The organism is Streptomyces lucensis JCM 4490 (assembly GCF_014650035.1).
Lineage (GTDB): Bacteria > Actinomycetota > Actinomycetes > Streptomycetales > Streptomycetaceae > Streptomyces > Streptomyces lucensis.
Genome location: NZ_BMUE01000013.1, coordinates 196,371 through 216,416, shown reverse-complemented (window position 1 = coordinate 216,416; position 20,046 = coordinate 196,371). Strand labels below are relative to the sequence as shown.

The following is a 20,046-nucleotide window of genomic DNA, read 5'->3' as shown; positions in this document are numbered from 1 at the left end:
ACAGCGCCGATGGTACTGCAGGGGGGACCCTGTGGGAGAGTAGGACGCCGCCGAACAATTCTTCAAAGGTCGGATCCCGAACTTCGGTTCGGGGTCCGACCTTTTTTTGTTTCTCTTAACGTGTCGTTCACGTTGCCCGCCCAGCATCCCAGGCATGGGAACTGCAGCCATGCTCAGGGCCGCCGGCGTCGGTGTCGGTGACGAGGTCGTCGTACCGGCCTTCGGGAACGTAGAGGTGGCGGAGGCCGTGACCCTGGCCGGGGCGCTGCCGGTGTTCGCCGACATAGATCCGCTGACCTACTGCCTCGACCCCGATGCGGTCGAAGCCGCCGTAACGTCCCGCACGGCCGCGGTCGTTGCCGTGCACCGCTTCGGACGGCAGGCCGACATCCGGCGGTTGCACGCGCTGGGGCAGCGGCACGGGACGCTGGTGCTGGAGCAGGGAGAGTCCGAGGCGCCGTACGACGAGATAGCGCAACGCAGGGAACGAGCCGCGTACCTCGACAGCAAGCTCAGAGGCGTACGGACGCCGGACGGCGGCGACGGGCACACCTACCAGCAGTACGTCGTACGAGTGCCGGGAAACGGCCGGCCTGACCGGGACGCCTTCGCACGCGCCATACGCAGCAGGGGAGTTGACTGCCGGGTACCGGTGAAGACGCCCGTGCACCGGCTGCCCGAATTCCGGCGGTGCGTCTCGCTGCCGCAGACCGAACAGGCCGCCGACGAGACCCTCGCGCTCCCCGTGGACGCCACGCTCACGAAGCGGGAGATGCAGCGCATCGTGTCGGCCTGCAACGCGCTCGGCGGGCTCCTGCAGCCCGCCTTCTGAACGCGCACCGAACGCATTTGGGAACCCGAGCCTGTTCGGGGTACAGTTTCTTCGTCGCCACGGGGGGAAAGCCCCGAAAACGGCAGGCCCCTATAGCTCAGTCGGCAGAGCGTCTCCATGGTAAGGAGAAGGTCAACGGTTCGATTCCGTTTGGGGGCTCCAGCGAAAAGGCCCCACCCTTCCGGGTGGGGCCTTTCTCATGTCTCCGGGTGGATTCCCGGTACCCGCATCGCCAGAATCGCCATGTCGTCCGAGGGCGCGTCCGACGCGAAACGCTCCACCGCACGCATGATCCGCGCCGCCACCGCGCCCGCCGTGAGACCCGTGCACGTGGTGAGCACGTCGGCGAGACCGTCGTCGCCCAGCATGCGCGTGCCCTCACGACGTTCGGTGACGCCGTCCGTCACACAGAGGAGCACGTCACCGGGGTCCAGGGTGACCGTCTCCTCGTACAGCTCCAGGTCCTCGATGACACCCAGCAGCGGCTGCGGTTCGGCCGCCGCCACGACCGTGCCGTCCTGGCGCAGACGCAGCGGCAGCGGATGGCCGGCGCAGACCACCTTCAGCTCGGCGCCGCCGTCCGGCTGCGGGCGCAACTCGCCGTAGAGGAGGGTCAGGAAGCGGCTGCGGTCGCCCTCGTCGAGGATCGCCGAGTTGAGGCGCTCCAGCACCGCCGGGCCGTTCAGGCCCTCGCGGGCCAGCAGGCGCAGGGCGTGCCGGGCGAGACCGGTGACCGCCGCCGCGTTGGGGCCCGTGCCGCAGACGTCGCCGATGGCGAAGCCGTAAGCGTCGTCGCCGATGGGGAAGACGTCGTAGAAGTCGCCGCCCACCTCGTTGCCCTCGCCGGCCGCGCGGTAGATGACCTCCACCTCGATACCCTCGATGTGCGGAGTCTCGGGCGGCAGCAGGCTGCGCTGCAGAGCCTGGCTGATGGCCGTGCGCTCCGAATACAGGCGGGCGTTGTCCAGCGCGAGGGCGGCCCGGCGGCTCAGGTCCTCGGCGAGTTCCAGGATCTCCTGGCGGAAGTGCTCGTCGGTGGGCTTGCCGAGGGTCAGCATGCCGATGACGCGGTTGCGGGCCACCAGAGGCAGCACCACCGTCTCGCCGCCGACCGCCCCCGCCGTCGCCAGCGTCGGGCCGATGCCCGAGGCGACCTGGCGCGTCGGGCCGCCGGAGAGGCCGAGGCTGCGCATGGAGCTGCGCAGGGCCGCCTGGTGGGCCACCTCGGCCGGGGCGGTCCAGACGCGGGCCCCCGGAGTGGGCACCGGGTCCGGCGGGGCGATCTTCGACAGCAGCGACTTGATGCCGTCGATCAGTTCCTCGTCCTCGTGCAGCACATAGGACAGGTAAGGCTCGGAGGCCTGGTCGGCGATCGTGTAGACCGCGCACCAGGTGGCCAGCGTGGGGACCGTCATCTGGGCCATCAGGGCCAGCGTCTGGTCGCGGTCCAGGGTGCCGGCCAGGAGGTCCGAGGCCTCGACCAGGAAGCTCAGGGAGCCGCGGCGCAACCGCTCCAGCTCGCCCAGGCGGGCCGACTCGACGGCCAGTGCGATCCGGTCGGCGGCGAACTGCAGGCGCAGCGCCTCCTCGTTGGAGTACCGGCCGGGCGCCTCGGCGGCGACGCCGAGAGAACCGGTGAGGCGGCCCTCGACCTTGAGTGGCACCGTGACCACCGAGCGCATGCCGGTGCCGCTCAGCAGCGGCACCGCGCCGGGAACGGCCGTCAGGTCGTCGTGTACGGCGGGCATGCGCGCCGAGCCGTAGCGGCCCGGGCCGGCCTCGACGGGGACGCGGGCGAAGCGCTGGCGGGCGGAGGGCAGGCCGGTCGAGGCGCGGACTTCCAGCTCCGTCTCGTCGTCGGTGGCGAGCAGCAGGAACGCGGAGTCGGCGTCGAGCATGTCCCGGGCGCGTTCCACCGTGCGCTGCAGCAGGCCGTCGAGGTCGTCCGGGGCGGGGGAGCCGATGAACACCTCGAACGGGTCGGCGCTCTGCCCGTCGGAGGCCGGGGCCTGGTCGCCGGCGGGGACGCGGGCCGGGGTCTGCAGGACGGCGCGCTCGTCGTCCCGTACCAGGAGGCAGACGGTGGAGGGCTCGCCGCCCGTGTCCCGGACCCGGAGGTGGGAGGCGTACACCCGGACCACCCGGCCGTCGGCGCCGCGGATGCCGTAGCTGCCCTCCCAGCGGGAGAGCTGCAGCGCCTCGGCGACGCCGGTACCCGTGCCGGGGGTGTGCGGCCAGGCCGCGAGTTCGGTGAGGGGTTTGCCGACGACCTCGGCGGACGCGAAGCCGAAGAGGTCCTCGGCGTCCTCGTTCCAGGAGGTGACGGCGCCTTTCCGGTCGACCTGGAGGACCGCGACGCGGACCCGGCCGTCGGCCAGCGGGAGGAGATCGGCGGGCAGCGGCGGTCCGGCGCTGCGGGTGCCCACCGCGCGTTCGGGCAGGTCGAGCTGGAACCAGACGTCCTTGTGGGTGGGCGTGTAGTCCACCCCCCAGCGCGTGGCCAGCGCCGCGCACAGCTGCAGGCCGCGGCCGCCCTCGCGGTCGGGGTTGCCCGTGACCGCGGTGGAGTGCTGGATCGGGACCTCGCGCTCCGGGTAGCGGTCGGAGACCTCGACGCGGACTCCGTCCTCGGTGCGCAGGCACAGCACGTCGGCGTGCGTGCCGGCGTGGACGACGGCGTTGGTCACCAGTTCGCTGGTGAGGACGACGGCGTCGTCCACGATGTCGGCGAAACCCCAGCCCTGCAGTGTGTCGCGGACGAAGGACCGGGCGGTCGCGACCGATCGCCCGACGGGCTCGAAGCTGGCGGCCGCGCGCGCGGTGATCACAGAACTCCTCGGCCGGTCGTCGACGTGCGGGTCCCCGTGGCCGGCAGGCCCGCGCCGCTGCTGCGGCATCGGCTCGTCCGTCGGCCGTGGCTCCGGGGTCTGTCCCCCCGGGATCAGTCCGGTGGTCATGGTCTGCGGCCGCCCTCCGATGCCAGCTCGTGCTCGTGCCACCGCCCAGGCCGGTCGGACCGGTGCGGCTGGACAGCCGCATGCAAGGTTACTTACCTTCGCCGTCCGAGCGGATGCCGGTCGCCGGTGATTACCCCCCAGGGTGGGCGGACGATGTGCGAAGCTGCCGAACTGTTATGGCCTGGTTCGGACGAGGTGAAACACTGGGCAGGCTTGTGATGGAGGTCGGGGCGGGACTGCGTGTGTTCCGTGTACGGCGGGCAGCAGCCCCTGGTGTGGCCGGATCTCGTCTGGCAGAAATACCCAGCAGTAACCGGAACGCGGAAGCGCCCGGTATGCCGGTGAACGGTATGCCGGCGCCCAAGCGGGCCCAGCACAGCAGTAACGGTCGACCCCTCCGGGAGGGACACAGTGGAGTCTGGCGCGGCGACGCGAGGCACGAAGACGCGCGCGAAGGGCGGACCGTCCCTGGGAAGGGGCGGCGGCACGACCGCCGTGGACACAGCCGCCCTGAACCGGCTGCAGGCGGCCCTCGTGGCGATGCGCGACGGGAACTTCCGCAAGCGGCTCACGGTGTCCGGGGACGGCGTGATGTCGGAGATCGCGGCCGTCTTCAACGAGGTGGCCGACCGGAACCTGCACCTGACCGGTGAGCTGTCCCGGGTGCGGCGCATGGTGGGACGCGAGGGCAAGCTCACCGAGCGGCTGGAGACGGGGGCCTGCGAGGGCTCCTGGGCGACGGCCGTCGCCAACTCCAACGCGCTGGTGGACGATCTCGTCTGGCCGGTGTCGGAGGTCGGCCGGGTGCTCACGGCGGTGGCCGACGGCGACCTGTCGCCGCGCATGGAGCTGCGGACGCAGGCGCCGGACGGCGCCACCGGCCATCCGCTGCGGGGCGAGTTCCTGAAGGTCGGCCGTACGGTCAACAACCTGGTCGACCAGTTGTCGACGTTCACGGACGAGGTCACGCGTGTGGCCAGCGAGGTCGGCACCGAGGGCAAGCTCGGCGGCCAGGCCCGGCTGCGCGGGATGTCGGGCTCGTGGAAGGACCTGACCGAGTCCGTCAACACCATGGCGTACCGGCTGACCGCCCAGGTGCGGGACATCGCGCTGGTCACCACGGCGGTCGCCAAGGGCGACCTGTCGCGGAAGGTGACCGTCCACGTCGAGGGCGAGATGCTGGAGCTGAAGAACACCGTCAACACGATGGTGGACCAGCTCTCCTCGTTCTCCTCCGAGGTCACGCGTGTCGCCCGGGAGGTGGGCACCGAGGGCATCCTGGGCGGCCAGGCGCAGGTGCCCGGGGTGGCGGGCGTGTGGAAGGAGCTGACCGACTCCGTCAACACGATGGCGGGCAACCTGACCGCCCAGGTGCGCGGGATCTCGCAGGTCACGACGGCGGTCGCCAACGGTGACCTGTCGCAGAAGGTGACGGTTCCGGCGCGCGGCGAGGTCGCGCAGCTCGCCGAGACGATCAACCAGATGACCGAGACGCTGCGGATCTTCGCGGACGAGGTCACACGGGTGGCGAACGAGGTCGGCGCGGAGGGGCGGCTCGGCGGTCAGGCCAACGTGCCGGGCGCGGCAGGCACCTGGAAGGACCTCACCGACTCCGTCAACACGGTGTTCCGGAACCTGACCACGCAGGTGCGGGACATCGCCGCGGTGACGACCGCCGTGGCCAGCGGTGACCTGTCGCAGAAGGTCACGGTGGACGTGGCCGGCGAGATGCTGGAGCTGAAGAACACCGTCAACGGCATGGTGGACCAGCTGTCGGCGTTCGGCGCCGAGGTGACGCGGGTCGCCCGGGAGATCGGTGTCGAGGGTGAGCTGGGCGGTCAGGCGCAGGTGCCGGGGGCGGCCGGTACGTGGAAGGACCTGACGGATTCCGTCAACACCGCGTTCCGCAACCTGACCGGTCAGGTGCGCAACATCGCCCAGGTGACCACGGCGGTGGCCAACGGCGACCTCTCGCAGAAGGTCACCGTGGACGTCTCCGGCGAGATGCTCCAGCTGAAGAACACCGTGAACCGGATGGTGGACCAGCTGTCGAGCTTCGCCGACCAGGTGACGCGGATGGCGCGGGACGTGGGCACCGAGGGCCGGCTGGGCGGTCAGGCCCGGGTGGACGGCGTCTCGGGGACGTGGAAGGAGCTCACGGACTCCGTCAACTTCATGGCGGGCAACCTGACGTCCCAGGTGCGCAACATCGCCCAGGTGACCACGGCGGTGGCCAACGGCGACCTGTCGCAGAAGATCGACGTCGACGCCCGTGGCGAGATCCTCGAGCTGAAGAACACGATCAACACGATGGTCGACCAGCTCTCCGCGTTCGCCGACCAGGTGACCCGGGTGGCCCGGGACGTGGGCACCGAGGGCCGGCTCGGCGGGCAGGCGCAGGTGCCGGGCGTGGCCGGTGTGTGGCGGGATCTGACGGATTCCGTGAACGGCATGGCGGGCAACCTCACCGCCCAGGTGCGCAACATCGCCCAGGTCGCCACGGCGGTGGCCCGCGGCGACCTCTCCCAGAAGATCACCGTGGACGCGCGCGGGGAGATCCTGGAGCTGAAGAACACGCTGAACACCATGGTCGACCAGCTGTCGTCGTTCGCCCAGGAGGTCACGCGGGTCGCCCGCGAGGTGGGCACGGAGGGCATGCTGGGCGGTCAGGCGGAGGTGCAGGGTGTCTCGGGCACCTGGAAGGACCTCACGCAGTCCGTGAACTTCATGGCGAACAACCTGACCAGCCAGGTGCGCAACATCGCCGAGGTCACGACGGCGGTGGCCAAGGGCGACCTGTCCAAGAAGATCACGGTGGACGCGAAGGGCGAGATCCTCGAGCTCGTCACGACGGTCAACACCATGGTGGACCAGCTGTCCAGCTTCGCCGAGCAGGTGACCCGGGTGGCCCGCGAGGTGGGCACCGAGGGCATCCTGGGCGGCCAGGCGCACGTGCCGGGCGTCACCGGCATCTGGAAGGACCTCAGCAACAACGTCAACCTGATGGCCAACAACCTGACCATGCAGGTGCGGAACATCTCCCAGGTGGCCGCGGCCGTCGCCAACGGCGACCTGACCCGGCAGGTGACGATCGAGGCGAGCGGTGAGGTCGCGCAGCTCGCCGACACCATCAACACGATGGTGAAGACACTGAGTTCGTTCGCCGACCAGGTGACCAAGGTGGCCCGCGAGGTGGGCACGGACGGCATCCTGGGCGGTCAGGCGCACGTGCCGGGTGTGGCCGGCACCTGGAAGGACCTCACCGAGTCCGTGAACCAGATGGCGTCCAACCTGACCGGTCAGGTGCGCAACATCGCCATGGTCACCACGGCCATCGCCAAGGGCGATCTGACCAAGAAGATCGACATCGACGCCCGGGGCGAGATCCTCGAGCTGAAGACGACGATCAACACGATGGTCGACCAGCTGTCCAGCTTCGCCGAGGAGGTCACGCGGGTGGCCCGCGAGGTGGGCACCGAGGGGCAGCTCGGCGGCCAGGCACGCGTGCGTGACGTCGACGGCACCTGGCGGGACCTGACCGAGTCGGTGAACGAGATGGCCGGGAACCTCACCCGGCAGGTGCGCGCCATCGCGCGCGTGGCCACCGCGGTGACCCGGGGCGACCTGAATCTGAAGATCGACGTCGACGCGTCCGGGGAGATCCAGGAACTCCAGGACTACATCAACAAGATGATCGCCAACCTGCGCGACACCACGATCGCCAACAAGGAGCAGGACTGGCTCAAGGGCAACCTCGCCCGCATCTCCGCGCTCATGCAGGGCCGGCGGGACCTGGAGGACGTGGCCTCGCTGATCATGAGCGAGCTGACGCCGGTGGTCTCCGCGCAGCACGGCGCGTTCTTCCTCGCGATGCCGCTGGTCGAGGGCAAGGACGCGGCCGCCGGTGAGGACGGTTACGAGCTGCGGATGCTGGGTTCGTACGGCTACTCGATGGGCTCCATGCCGACGTCGTTCCGGCCGGGTGAGGCGCTGATCGGCACCGCGGCCCAGGAGAAGCGCGCGATCCTGGTGGAGAACGCGCCCAGCGGCTACCTGAAGATCTCCTCCGGGCTCGGCGAGGCCCCGCCCGCGCAGGTCATCGTGCTGCCGGTGCTGTTCGAGGGCACGGTGCTCGGAGTGATCGAGCTGGCGTCGTTCACCCCGTTCACGCAGATCCAGAAGGACTTCCTCAACCAGATCGCCGAGATGATCGCGACCAGCGTGAACACCATCTCGGTCAACACCAAGACCGAGCAGCTGCTGAAGCAGTCGCAGGAGCTGACCGAGCAGCTGCGCGAGCGTTCGGCCGAGCTGGAGAACCGGCAGAAGGCGCTGCAGGCCTCCAACGCCGAACTGGAGGAGAAGGCCGAGCTGCTGGCCCGGCAGAACCGGGACATCGAGGTGAAGAACACCGAGATCGAGGAGGCCCGGCAGGTCCTGGAGGAGCGCGCCGAGCAGCTCGCGGTGTCGATGCGCTACAAGAGCGAGTTCCTCGCGAACATGTCGCACGAGCTGCGCACGCCGCTCAACTCCCTGCTGATCCTGGCCAAGCTGCTCGCCGACAACGCCGAGGGCAACCTCTCCCCGAAGCAGGTGGAGTTCGCCGAGACCATTCACGGCGCGGGCTCCGACCTGCTGCAGCTGATCAACGACATCCTCGACCTGTCGAAGGTCGAGGCGGGCAAGATGGACGTCTCGCCGACACGCATCGCGCTCGTCCAGCTCGTGGACTACGTGGAGGCAACCTTCCGGCCGCTCACCGCCGAGAAGGGCCTGGACCTGTCCGTGCGGGTCTCCCCGGAGCTGCCGGCGACCCTGCACACCGACGAGCAGCGGCTGCTGCAGGTGCTGCGCAACCTGCTGTCCAACGCGGTGAAGTTCACCGACTCCGGTTCGGTGGAGCTGGTGATCCGCCCCGCCGGCTCGAACGTGCCGCACACCATCAGGGAACAGCTGCTGGAGGCCGGTTCGCTGACCGATCCGGACGGCGAGCTGATCGCGTTCTCGGTGACCGACACCGGCATCGGCATCGCGGCCAGCAAGATGCGGGTGATCTTCGAGGCCTTCAAGCAGGCGGACGGCACGACCAGCCGCAAGTACGGTGGCACCGGCCTCGGCCTGTCGATCTCGCGGGAGATCGCGCAGCTGCTCGGCGGTGAGATCCACGCGCAGAGCGAACCGGGTCGCGGCTCGACGTTCACGCTGTACCTGCCGCTGCACCCGACCGAACTGCCGCCCCAGGGCTACCAGCAGTCCGTGCCCCCGCTGGAGGCCGGCGAGCTGCTCGCCTCCGAGGCCAAGCAGTCCTTGGAACTGTCGGCGTCGGAGATCGAGACCCCGGCCGAGGTGAAGTCCTACCGCGAGACGCAGAACGGCCCCGCCGCGCTGTTCCGGCGCCGCCGCCGCAGCCTGCCGCCGGCCGAGCAGCGGCCCGAGCAGTGGTCGGCGCTCCCGGAGCCCGCCGAGCGGGAGAGCGTGCCGCAGCAGGGCCGCCAGGTGCGGTTCGGCGGCGAGAAGGTGCTGATCGTCGACGACGACATCCGCAACGTCTTCGCGCTGACCAGCGTCCTGGAACAGCACGGGCTGTCGGTCCTGTACGCCGAGAACGGCCGGGAGGGCATCGAGGTGCTGGAGCAGCACGACGACGTGGCGGTCGTCCTGATGGACATCATGATGCCGGAGATGGACGGCTACGCGACGACCACGGCGATCCGCAGGATGCCGCAGTTCGCCGGGATGCCGATCATCGCGCTGACCGCCAAGGCGATGAAGGGCGACCGGGAGAAGGCGATCGAGTCGGGAGCCTCCGACTACGTCACCAAGCCGGTCGACCCCGACCACCTGCTGGCGGTGATGCGGCAGTACATGGGCACCCGGTGACGGTGGCGGCTCCCGCGGGGACGGACGCGGCGGCGGCGACGCGCGCCGGACGCGTGGGAACTCGCGGGGCGTAGGGGGCCCCGGTCGGCAGGGGTCCCGGACGAGCGGGAACCGTGGATTCCGGGAACCATCCGGGTGCCCGCCGCGTTTTCCTTGTGTGCACAGTGACATCGCGGTGACAGGGTGTGGCGACGGGCGGGGTGCGGCTACGATGACCGGCACAAGGACGGGCGGCGAAAGGGAGTCGTCCCCTGGGGCGGCGCCCGGTGTACCGCCGGGGCGAGGAGGGCGGGCCATGGTGCAGAAGGCCAAGATCCTCCTGGTCGATGACCGGCCGGAGAATCTGCTGGCGCTGGAGGCCATCCTCTCTGCGCTCGATCAGACGCTGGTACGGGCATCGTCCGGGGAGGAAGCGCTCAAGGCACTGCTCACGGACGATTTCGCGGTCATTCTGCTGGACGTCCAGATGCCGGGCATGGACGGGTTCGAGACGGCGGCACACATCAAGCGGCGTGAGCGGACCCGGGACATCCCGATCATCTTCCTCACGGCGATCAACCACGGCCCGCACCACACCTTCCGGGGTTATGCGGCGGGCGCGGTGGACTACATCTCCAAGCCGTTCGACCCGTGGGTGCTGCGCGCCAAGGTCTCGGTGTTCGTCGAGCTGTACATGAAGAACTGCCAGCTGCGTGAGCAGGCGGCGCTGCTGCGGTTGCAGCTGGAGGGTGGCGGCAAGGGCGCGGTCGGCGGCAAGGAGTCCGCCGGGCTGCTCGCCGAGCTGTCCGCGCGGCTCGCGGCGGTCGAGGAGCAGGCGGAGGCGCTGTCCAAGCAACTGGACGACGACTCGGCGGACGCGGCGGCGGTGGCGACGGCGGCCCATCTGGAGCGCAAGCTGACCGGGTTGCGCCGCGCGCTCGACGCGCTGGAGCCGGGCACGGGTGCCGGTGGGTCCCCACCGACCCAGAACTGACGTGGGCGGGGGCGGCAGTTGCCCGTGAGCGTGCGTCAGTTCCGTGCCGCGTCAGGGGCGACACGAACGGGTGAAGCAGTGGGCACACGTGTCCGCCGTCGTCTCCCCCGGTAACCTCACACCCATGGCCTCACGTCCCTCCGCAGCCAAGAAGCCGCCGGCGAAGAAGGCGGCCGCGCCCGCGAAGGCTGCGGCGCGGAAGGCCGCCGCGAAGAAGGCCCCGGCCAAGAAGGCGCCCGCCAGGAAGGTTCCGGCGAAGAAGGCGGTGCCGCCCAGGCCGGCTCCCAGCCCCACCGGGGGTGTGTACCGGCTCGCGCGCGCTCTCTGGCTCGGGCTCGCGCACGCCGTCGGCGCCGTCTTCCGCGGCATAGGGCAGGGCGCCAGGAACCTCGACCCGGCCCACCGCAAGGACGGCGTGGCGCTGCTGCTCTTCGGCATCGCCCTGATCGTCGCCGCCGGCACCTGGGCGGACCTGAAGGGTCCGGTCGGCGAACTGGTGGAGATGCTGGTCACCGGCGCCTTCGGCCGGCTCGACCTGCTGGTCCCGATACTGCTCGCGGTGATCGCCGTACGGTTCATCCGGCATCCGGAGAAGCCGGAGGCCAACGGGCGGATCGTGATCGGTCTGTCCGCGCTCGTCATCGGCGTGCTGGGTCAGATCCACATCGCCTGCGGCTCGCCCGCGCGCAGCGAGGGCATGCAGGCCATACAGGACGCCGGTGGCCTCATCGGCTGGGCGGCGGCGACCCCGCTGACCTTCGCCATGACGGACGTGCTCGCCGTGCCGCTGCTGGTGCTGCTGACGGTCTTCGGTCTGCTGGTGGTGACCGCCACCCCGGTCAACGCCATCCCGCAGCGGTTGCGGGCGCTCGGCGTGAGCCTGGGCCTGCTCAGCGAACCGGAGGAGACGGAGTTCACCGACGACGAGGAGCGCTACGACGAGCAGTGGCGTGAGGCGCTTCCCGCGCGCCCCCGCAGGCGCGCCGGCGCCCCTCAGGCGTACGACGTCGACGGAGCCGAGGAGGAGGCGCTCACGCAGCGCCGTGGACGCCCCCGGCGCTCCGCGGTGCCCCAGCCGGATCCGCGGCGGCGGATGGACGCCGTGGACGTCGCCGCGGCGGCCGCCGCGGCGCTGGACGGTGCCGTCCTGCACGGCATGCCCCCGTCACCGGTCGTCGCGGACCTCACCCAGGGCGTCAGCGCCGGCGGCCGGGAGGACACCACCCCGGTGCCCGCGCCCGAGCCCGCCCCCGAGAGCACGCCGGTCCCGGCCGCCCGCCCCCAGCAGGACAGGCTCAGGACCGGCACGGTCCCCGACCTCACCAAGAAGGCCCCCGACCAGCCCCGCGAGCTGCCAGCACGCGCGGAGCAGCTCCAGCTCTCCGGGGACATCACCTACGCGCTGCCCTCCCTGGACCTGCTCACGCGCGGCGGCCCCGGCAAGGCGCGCAGCGCGGCCAACGACGCCGTCGTCGCCTCGCTCACCCAGGTCTTCACCGAGTTCAAGGTCGACGCGGCCGTCACCGGCTTCACGCGCGGCCCGACGGTCACCCGCTACGAGGTGGAACTCGGCCCCGCCGTGAAGGTCGAGCGGATCACCGCGCTGACCAAGAACATCGCGTACGCCGTCGCCAGCCCGGACGTGCGGATCATCAGCCCCATCCCCGGCAAGTCCGCGGTGGGCATCGAGATCCCGAACACCGACCGGGAGATGGTCAACCTCGGTGACGTGCTGCGCCTCGCGGAGTCCGCCGAGGACGACGACCCGATGCTGGTCGCCTTCGGCAAGGACGTCGAAGGCGGGTACGTGATGCACTCGCTGGCCAAGATGCCGCACATGCTGGTCGCGGGCGCCACCGGCTCCGGCAAGTCGTCCTGCATCAACTGCCTGATCACCTCGGTCATGATGCGGGCGACCCCGGAGGACGTCCGGATGATCCTGGTCGACCCCAAACGCGTGGAGCTGACCGCCTACGAGGGCATCCCGCACCTGATCACGCCGATCATCACCAACCCCAAGCGGGCCGCCGAGGCCCTCCAGTGGGTCGTGCGCGAGATGGACCTGCGCTACGACGACCTCGCCGCCTACGGCTACCGGCACATCGACGACTTCAACCGCGCGGTCCGCGAGGGCAAGGTCAAGCCGCCCGAGGGCAGCGAGCGGGAGCTGCAGCCGTACCCCTACCTGCTGGTGATCGTCGACGAGCTGGCCGACCTGATGATGGTCGCCCCGCGTGACGTCGAGGACGCCATCGTGCGCATCACGCAGCTCGCGCGCGCCGCCGGCATCCACCTGGTCCTCGCCACCCAGCGTCCGTCGGTCGACGTGGTCACCGGCCTGATCAAGGCCAACGTGCCCTCCCGGCTGGCGTTCGCCACCTCCTCGCTCGCCGACTCCCGGGTCATCCTCGACCAGCCGGGCGCCGAGAAGCTGATCGGCAAGGGCGACGGCCTGTTCCTGCCGATGGGCGCGAACAAGCCGACCCGTATGCAGGGCGCGTTCGTGACCGAGGAGGAGGTCGCGGCCGTCGTCCAGCACTGCAAGGACCAGATGGCGCCCGTCTTCCGGGACGACGTGACCGTCGGCACCAAGCAGAAGAAGGAGATCGACGAGGACATCGGCGACGACCTCGACCTGCTGTGCCAGGCGGCCGAGCTGGTGGTCTCCACCCAGTTCGGTTCGACGTCCATGCTCCAGCGCAAGCTGCGCGTCGGCTTCGCCAAGGCCGGGCGGCTGATGGACCTCATGGAGTCCCGCAACATCGTGGGACCGAGCGAGGGCTCCAAGGCACGTGACGTTCTTGTGAAACCCGACGAGCTGGACGGCGTGCTGGCCGTGCTTCGCGGGGAGACTGAGGGGTAGCTCGAAGGGCCGTTCGGCCCAAGCGGGTTACGCCGGGCGACGGGAACGCTTTACCCCGGGTGGCGGCATCGCCGTGATGCACCTGTTAAGAACGGGCGGGCAACCGTTTCCCTGTGTCGTACGTCCAGTTGAGCGAGAGGGCAGATAGGCATCTCATCTCGGGGTACCTGCCTGTCCGACCATCGGATCGTCGGGCTGTTCCGATGGCGTACAAAGTCGGACCGCCCGGTTGCCCCACCCTTTCGTACCCCCCCTAGACTGAGCTTCCAGCACAGGTGGCTACACGCTCGAAAGGCGCCCCCGTGTCCATCGGCAACTCCCCTGAAGACGAGCGTCCGTTCCACGACGAGTCCCAGGAAGCCCGTTCCTCCGTGGGTCGAGCCCTCCGGCAGGCGCGCATCGCGGCCGGGCTCACCGTCGACGACGTCAGCAGTGCCACTCGTGTCCGCATCGCCATCGTGCACGCCATCGAGGCGGACGACTTCGCCCCCTGTGGCGGCGCCGTCTACGCCCGTGGGCACATCCGCACGCTGGCCAGGGCCGTCCACCTCGATCCCGAGCCGCTGATCGCCCAGTACGACGCCGATCACGGAGGCCGCCCCGCCCCCACCCCGGCCGCACCCCTGTTCGAGGCGGAACGGATCCGTCCCGAGCGGCGCGGCCCGAACTGGACCGCGGCGATGGTCGCCGCGATCGTCGTCGTGATCGGCTTCGTCGGGTTCACCGCGTTCAAGGGCGGCGACGGCGGCAGCGACGCGAAACAGCAGGTCGCCGACGGTGCCACCCCCGCTCCCAGAAAGTCCGCCGCGCCCGAGACCAAGAAGGACGAGCCGGCCGAGCCGACCGGCGAGCCGTCCGACAGCGCCATCGCCGCCGCGCCCCAGGACAAGGTGACCGTCCGGGTCAGCGCCCCGAACGGGCGCAGCTGGATCTCCGCCAAGGACCACAACGGCCGGATGCTCTACGACGGGCTGCTGAAGAAGGGCGAGTCCAAGACCTTCCAGGACAACTCCAAGATCAACCTGATCCTGGGCGACGCCGGAGCCATCCAGCTCTACGTCAACGGCAAGAAGATCGAGGACGACTTCCAGCCCGGCGCGGTGGAGCGCCTCACCTACACCAAGGGCGACCCCGAGGTCGGATAGGACACCCGGGCTGAGCGGATGTGACGGGGTTGGCCAAGATCGGCCAACCCCGTCGACGTGGGGTGTCAGCGGGACGAAGTAGTCTTGAGCCCATGCCTGAACGCCGTACCGTCGCACTCGTCACTCTTGGCTGCGCCCGTAACGAGGTGGACTCCGAGGAGCTCGCAGGCCGTTTGGAGGCGGACGGCTGGCAGCTCGTCGAGGACGCCGCGGACGCCGACGTCGCCGTGGTCAACACCTGCGGCTTCGTCGAAGCCGCCAAGAAGGACTCCGTGGACGCCCTGCTGGAGGCCAACGACCTCAAGGACCACGGCAGAACCCAGGCCGTCGTGGCGGTGGGCTGCATGGCCGAGCGGTACGGCAAGGAACTGGCCGAGGCGCTGCCCGAGGCCGACGGCGTGCTCGGCTTCGACGACTACGCGGACATCTCCGACCGCCTGCAGACCATCCTGTCCGGCGGCATCCACGCCGCCCACACCCCCCGCGACCGCCGCAAGCTGCTCCCGATCAGCCCGGCCGAGCGGCAGGAGTCGGCCACCGCCGTCGCGCTGCCCGGCCACGGCCCGGCCGACCTTCCGGCGGGCGTCGCGCCCGCCTCCGGCCCGCGCGCGCCCCTGCGCCGCCGCCTGGACGGCTCCCCGGTCGCCTCGGTCAAGCTCGCCTCCGGCTGCGACCGGCGCTGCTCCTTCTGCGCCATCCCCTCCTTCCGCGGCTCCTTCATCTCGCGCCGCCCAGCCGACGTGCTGAACGAGACCCGCTGGCTGGCCGAGCAGGGAGTGAAGGAGATCATGCTGGTCTCCGAGAACAACACCTCCTACGGCAAGGACCTGGGCGACATCCGCCTGCTGGAGTCCCTGCTGCCGGAGCTCGCCGAGGTCGACGGCCTCGAGCGAGTGCGGGTGAGCTACCTGCAGCCGGCCGAGATGCGTCCCGGCCTCATCGACGTGCTGACCTCCACGCCCAAGGTCGCCCCCTACTTCGACCTGTCCTTCCAGCACTCCGCGCCCGGCGTGCTGCGCGCCATGCGCCGCTTCGGCGACACCGACCGCTTCCTCGAGCTGCTCGACACGATCCGCGGCAAGGCCCCCGAGGCCGGCGTGCGCTCCAACTTCATCGTCGGCTTCCCCGGCGAGAGCGAGTCCGACCTGGCGGAGCTGGAGCGCTTCCTGAACGGCGCCCGCCTGGACGCCATCGGCGTCTTCGGCTACTCCGACGAGGAGGGCACGGAGGCGGCGACGTACGGCGACAAGCTCGACGAGGACGTCGTCGCCGAGCGCCTGGCCCACATCTCGCGGCTGGCCGAGGAACTGGTCTCGCAGCGGGCCGAGGAGCGTGTCGGCCAGACCGTGCACGTGCTGGTGGAGTCCGTGGACGACGAGGACGGCGTGCACGGGCGCGCGGCGCACCAGGCGCCCGAGACGGACGGCCAGGTGCTCCTCACGAGCGGCGAAGGCCTCGGTGTGGGACGTATGGTCGAGGCGAAGGTGGTCGGCACGGAAGGCGTCGACCTGGTGGCCGAGCCGCTGACCGGCGCGTTCGCGTGTACTGAGGAGGCGGGCAGATGACCGGAGTCCCGGCATCCGCCGCGGGCGGCCCCTCCGGCACCCAGGGTGCCCGGGGTTCCGCCGCCGCTGCCGACGGCGTTGCCTCCGAGGTCTCCGGCTCCGCTCCCGGCTCCGACGCGACGACGACCGACGCGAGGCTCCCGCGAGGCGGCAAGATCGCGGCCGCGGCCGTCAACCAGGCCAGCGTCTGGAACGTCGCCAATCTGCTGACCATGCTCCGGCTGGTCCTGGTCCCCGGCTTCGTGGCGCTGATGCTGGCCGACGGCGGTTACGACCCGGCCTGGCGCTCGCTGGCCTGGGCGGCCTTCGCCATCGCCATGATCACCGACCTGTTCGACGGGCATCTGGCGCGCACCTACAACCTGGTCACCGACTTCGGGAAGATCGCCGACCCCATCGCCGACAAGGCGATCATGGGAGCGGCGCTCATCTGTCTGTCCGCCCTGGGTGACCTGCCGTGGTGGGTGACGGCGGTGATCCTCGGGCGGGAACTCGGCATCACCCTGTTGCGTTTTCTGGTCATTCGCTACGGCGTGATCCCCGCCAGCCGCGGCGGCAAGCTCAAGACGCTCACCCAGGGCGTGGCCGTCGGCATGTACGTCCTGGCGCTGACGGGGTGGCTGGCCAGCCTGAGGTTCTGGGTGATGGCCGCCGCCGTCGTCCTCACCGTCGTCACGGGACTCGACTACGTGAGACAGGCCATCGTGCTGCGCCGGCGGGGAATCGCCGAGCGCGCGGCGGCGTTGGAGGAGAAGGAAGCGTGACCGAACAGGCCACCGAACTGGTGCGACTACTGACCGTGAAGGGCGAGACCCTCGCCGTCGCTGAGTCGCTCACCGGAGGCCTGGTGGCGGCGGAGATCACGGGCGTGCCCGGGGCGTCGAAGGTGTTCCGCGGCTCGGTCACCGCCTACGCCACGGGACTCAAGCACGAGCTGCTCGGTGTCGACGCCGCGCTGCTCGCCGCGCACGGAGCGGTGGATCCGCAGGTCGCGGCCCAGATGGCGGCCGGGGTGCGCAAGGCCCTGGGTGCCGACTGGGGCATCGCGACGACCGGGGTGGCCGGCCCCGACCCGCAGGACGGCAAGCCCGTCGGGACGGTTTTCGTGGCCGTCGACGGGCCCCTCACCGCCCCCGCCGGTTCTGCCGGTGGCGGAAAAGTCACGGCCCTGCGGTTGAACGGCAGCCGTGCGGAAATTCGTATGGAGAGTGTACGGAGCGTACTCGCAGTGCTCCTGGAGCGGCTTGCGGGCGAACAGACCGGGAATGAGCGGGCACAGGATACGGAACGGAACGGGGGGTTTTGATGTTTGCAGCCCTGAGTGAACACGACATCGCTCCCCGCACGGCCGCGGCGCAAGGCGGTACGGTGGGGCGAGAAGGATGCGGCTACGCGGTCCGAGGAGGGAGCCACCGATGATTCTGCTCCGTCGCCTGCTGGGTGACGTGCTGCGTCGGCAGCGCCAACGCCAGGGCCGTACTCTGCGCGAAGTCTCCTCGTCCGCCCGAGTCTCACTCGGCTATCTCTCCGAGGTGGAGCGGGGGCAGAAGGAGGCTTCCTCCGAGCTGCTCTCCGCCATCTGCGACGCGCTGGACGTACGGATGTCGGAACTCATGCGGGAAGTGAGCGACGAACTGGCGCTCGCCGAGCTGGCCCAGTCCGCCACCGCCACCGAGGCCGTGCCCGCGTCGGTCCGTCCGATGCTGGGTTCCGTGTCGGTGACCGGTGTGCCACCGGAAAGGGTGACCATCAAGGCGCCCGCGGAAGCAGTGGACGTGGTCGCCGCGTGAGGTTCGCGCGCGTGGCCTAGCCACCCGATACGACTCGGCCCCGGCCGGCTCCACCGAGAGACATCGGTGGAGCCGGCCGGGGCTTTTCGTGGCGCCGGACGCCGGGCGGGTGTCCCTGATGCGCCCGTTTGCCGGGTTCGGGTGGTGCGGTCATCGTGGAGGTGACGTGACGGCGCCCGAGCACCGGAGGACTGGATGTACGTCGTGAAGAGCCCGTTGGCCGACGCGGACCTCAAGGCCGTCGCCGAGGCGCTGCAGGGCGCCCTCGTCGACCTGGTGGACCTCTCGCTGGTCGCCAAGCAGATCCACTGGAACATCGTCGGTCCCCGTTTCCGGTCCATCCACCTCCAGCTCGACGAGGTCGTCGCCTCCGCCCGCACCCACTCCGACACGGTGGCCGAGCGGGCCTCGGCGCTCGGCGTACCACCCGACGGACGGGCCGCCACGGTGGCCTCCGGCAGCGGCATCAAGGCCACCTCGGCCGGCTGGATCAAGGACACGGACGCGGTCGGGGCGATGGTGGAGGCGCTCGGTGCGGTGATCACCCGAATGCGGGAGCGGGTGGCCGCGACCGGGGACCCAGACCCGGTGTCGCAGGACATCCTCATCGGGATCACGGCCGACCTCGAGAAACACCACTGGATGTTCCAGGCGGAACATGCCTGACGCCGCCGTCGCCCGCACGACCTCCTCCTGCGGCAACGGCACGGTCTGCGTCCGTGTGCCCTCGATGCGCCCTTCTGGTGGCCCCGGGCACCGAATAGCGTCCGGCAGGAGGTGGCGGCGGGGATGGTGCGGATGGCGCGGATAGTTCGCTGGGGGGCAGGGCTCGGGCTGGGCGCGGTGTGGTGGTGGGCCGTGGTGCGGCTCGCCCTCGGGGAGGGATCGGGTGTGCTGGAAGGGGCCGTCGCGGCCGGTGGCTGGGGGCTGAGCGTGCTTCCCGTGCACTGTGCGCCCCGGGAACGCGCCACGGGCGCGCTGGCGGCGGGACGCTGGCCGGCGGCCTGGCGCGTGGGCGCCGTCACCAGGGCGTCGCCTCCCGTTCGTCCGGGTGACGTGGGCGAGGTGTCCGGCCCGTCGTCGTGAACACGGACGCGGCGCATGCCGGGAAAACCTCGCTGACGATGCGTCAACCGCCCTGCCGGCACCGGCCCGCTCGTGGTGAGGACGGACTGCGTCAGGCGGTGCGGCGGGGGTAGCGGTCCCGCCAGCGCTGGGCCGTTCCCGGAGCGGGGGCGGGGCCCGCCTGACAGGCGGGGCACCAGTAGGTGGGGCGGTCCTGGGAGCCGTCGCCCTGGTCGGCCACCCGCACAGGGGTGCCGCAGCGCAGGCAGGGGCGGTGTGCGCGGCCGTAGACGAACAGGTCGTGCCGGTGCAGGCCCGTGGTCTGCCGCACCGGGCGCTCGCGGTTCGTCTCCAGCAGCCGCTGCGCGAGACCGGGCAGCTTCTCGGCGCGCTCCGCCGGGAGCGCGCCGACCGGCAGCCAGGGCGTCACGCCGAGCAGGAAGCACAGCTCGCACTTGTACACGTTGCCGATCCCGGCCAGATTGCGCTGGTCGAGCAGGGCCTCGCCGAGCTGCCGGGCCGGGTCGGCGAACAGATTGGCCAGGGCGGTCCCGGGATCCCAGTCCGGCCCGAGCAGGTCGGGGCCGAGGTGGCCGACGGCCCGTTCCTCCTCCGTCGTGCGCAGCAGCTCCAGCACCGGCAGGCGGTAGCCGACGGCCGTGCGGTCCGCGGTGGCGAGGACCGCACGGATCTGGAAGGCCGGTCCGCCCCGCCAGCGCTCGCCGGTGCCGTACACCTTCCACGCCCCCTCCATGCGCAGGTGGGTGTGCAGGGTCAGGCCGCCCTCGAACCGCGTGAGCAGGTGCTTGCCGCGCGGAATCGTGTTGAGGACCCTGCGGCCGGCGAGGTCGACCGTCGCGTACTTCGGCACCCGGAAGTCGCTGCGGGACAGTGTCCTCCCCGCGAGGGCCTCGTGCAGCCGTCGCGCGGCCTGCCAGACGGTGTCACCTTCGGGCATGCGTCAAGGGTGCCACGG

13 protein-coding genes and 1 tRNA gene are annotated in these 20,046 nt (G+C 70.8%); 12 read left to right on the top strand and 2 right to left on the bottom strand.

The genetic code is table 11. From position 1 onward, the window contains the following. The first annotated feature begins 169 nt into the window (after positions 1-169). Entirely contained in the window at positions 170-832 is a 663-nt protein-coding gene (locus IE177_RS26730) for a DegT/DnrJ/EryC1/StrS family aminotransferase (protein WP_190017998.1), read from the top strand. An 86-nt stretch (positions 833-918) separates the two neighbouring features. After that, positions 919-994 (top strand) — tRNA-Thr (locus tag IE177_RS26725). A gap of 35 nt (positions 995-1,029) precedes the next feature. Here the strand turns inward: IE177_RS26725 and IE177_RS26720 are convergent. Beyond that, on the bottom strand, positions 1,030-3,789 hold the full coding sequence (locus IE177_RS26720; RefSeq protein ID WP_190017985.1) for a SpoIIE family protein phosphatase: 2,760 nt from the start codon (positions 3,787-3,789) through the stop codon (positions 1,030-1,032). 411 nt (positions 3,790-4,200) lie between these two features. On the opposite strand from IE177_RS26720, the gene IE177_RS26715 reads away from it, so the two are divergent. From IE177_RS26715 to IE177_RS26670, 10 genes are all read left to right on the top strand, one after another. Next, positions 4,201-9,669: a HAMP domain-containing protein gene (locus IE177_RS26715; protein WP_190017984.1), complete on the top strand. Its 5,469-nt coding sequence runs from the start codon at positions 4,201-4,203 to the stop codon at positions 9,667-9,669. A 295-nt stretch (positions 9,670-9,964) separates the two neighbouring features. After that, a complete protein-coding gene (locus tag IE177_RS26710) occupies positions 9,965-10,642 on the top strand; it encodes a response regulator (protein ID WP_190017983.1) in 678 nt (225 codons plus the stop codon). Between the two features lie 124 nt (positions 10,643-10,766). Continuing rightward, the gene (locus IE177_RS26705; protein ID WP_190017982.1) at positions 10,767-13,505 is read left to right on the top strand and encodes a DNA translocase FtsK; all 2,739 of its coding nucleotides are present in this window, start codon (positions 10,767-10,769) and stop codon (positions 13,503-13,505) included. Positions 13,506-13,807: 302 nt separating this feature from the next. Next, complete coding sequence (locus tag IE177_RS26700; RefSeq protein ID WP_190017981.1) at positions 13,808-14,650, top strand: helix-turn-helix domain-containing protein; 843 nt, start codon at positions 13,808-13,810, stop codon at positions 14,648-14,650. A 92-nt stretch (positions 14,651-14,742) separates the two neighbouring features. After that, the gene (rimO, locus tag IE177_RS26695) at positions 14,743-16,215 is read left to right on the top strand and encodes a 30S ribosomal protein S12 methylthiotransferase RimO (protein WP_190017980.1); all 1,473 of its coding nucleotides are present in this window, start codon (positions 14,743-14,745) and stop codon (positions 16,213-16,215) included. Next, the gene (gene pgsA, locus IE177_RS26690; RefSeq protein WP_190017979.1) at positions 16,212-16,979 is read left to right on the top strand and encodes a CDP-diacylglycerol--glycerol-3-phosphate 3-phosphatidyltransferase; all 768 of its coding nucleotides are present in this window, start codon (positions 16,212-16,214) and stop codon (positions 16,977-16,979) included. Before rimO ends, pgsA begins: the two co-directional genes overlap by 4 nt. After that, entirely contained in the window at positions 16,976-17,521 is a 546-nt protein-coding gene (locus tag IE177_RS26685) for a CinA family protein (protein WP_190017978.1), read from the top strand. The genes pgsA and IE177_RS26685 overlap by 4 nt, the downstream gene beginning before the upstream one ends. Before the next feature lie 109 nt (positions 17,522-17,630). After that, entirely contained in the window at positions 17,631-18,005 is a 375-nt protein-coding gene (locus IE177_RS26680; RefSeq protein ID WP_190017977.1) for a helix-turn-helix domain-containing protein, read from the top strand. Between the two features lie 195 nt (positions 18,006-18,200). After that, positions 18,201-18,671 (top strand): Dps family protein, encoded by a 471-nt coding sequence (locus tag IE177_RS26675; protein ID WP_190017976.1) that lies wholly within the window; start codon positions 18,201-18,203, stop codon positions 18,669-18,671. A gap of 132 nt (positions 18,672-18,803) precedes the next feature. After that, positions 18,804-19,091, top strand: a complete 288-nt coding sequence (locus IE177_RS26670; protein WP_190017975.1) for a hypothetical protein — start codon at positions 18,804-18,806, stop codon at positions 19,089-19,091. Positions 19,092-19,182: 91 nt separating this feature from the next. On the opposite strand, the gene IE177_RS26665 is transcribed toward IE177_RS26670, so the two are convergent. After that, a complete protein-coding gene (locus tag IE177_RS26665; RefSeq protein ID WP_190017974.1) occupies positions 19,183-20,028 on the bottom strand; it encodes an Fpg/Nei family DNA glycosylase in 846 nt (281 codons plus the stop codon). Between the last annotated feature and the right edge of the window lie 18 nt (positions 20,029-20,046).

Bases quoted from the DNA above. Each gene is read 5' to 3' on its own strand.
- IE177_RS26730 (WP_190017998.1), top strand. From the start codon at position 170: ATGCTCAGGGCCGCCGGCGTCGGTGTCGGTGACGAGGTCGTCGTACCG.
- IE177_RS26720 (WP_190017985.1), bottom strand. From the start codon at position 3,789: ATGACCACCGGACTGATCCCGGGGGGACAGACCCCGGAGCCACGGCCG.
- IE177_RS26710 (WP_190017983.1), top strand. From the start codon at position 9,965: ATGGTGCAGAAGGCCAAGATCCTCCTGGTCGATGACCGGCCGGAGAAT.
- IE177_RS26705 (WP_190017982.1), top strand. From the start codon at position 10,767: ATGGCCTCACGTCCCTCCGCAGCCAAGAAGCCGCCGGCGAAGAAGGCG.
- rimO (WP_190017980.1), top strand. From the start codon at position 14,743: ATGCCTGAACGCCGTACCGTCGCACTCGTCACTCTTGGCTGCGCCCGT.
- pgsA (WP_190017979.1), top strand. From the start codon at position 16,212: ATGACCGGAGTCCCGGCATCCGCCGCGGGCGGCCCCTCCGGCACCCAG.
- IE177_RS26680 (WP_190017977.1), top strand. From the start codon at position 17,631: ATGATTCTGCTCCGTCGCCTGCTGGGTGACGTGCTGCGTCGGCAGCGC.
- IE177_RS26675 (WP_190017976.1), top strand. From the start codon at position 18,201: ATGTACGTCGTGAAGAGCCCGTTGGCCGACGCGGACCTCAAGGCCGTC.
- IE177_RS26670 (WP_190017975.1), top strand. From the start codon at position 18,804: ATGGCGCGGATAGTTCGCTGGGGGGCAGGGCTCGGGCTGGGCGCGGTG.
- IE177_RS26665 (WP_190017974.1), bottom strand. From the start codon at position 20,028: ATGCCCGAAGGTGACACCGTCTGGCAGGCCGCGCGACGGCTGCACGAG.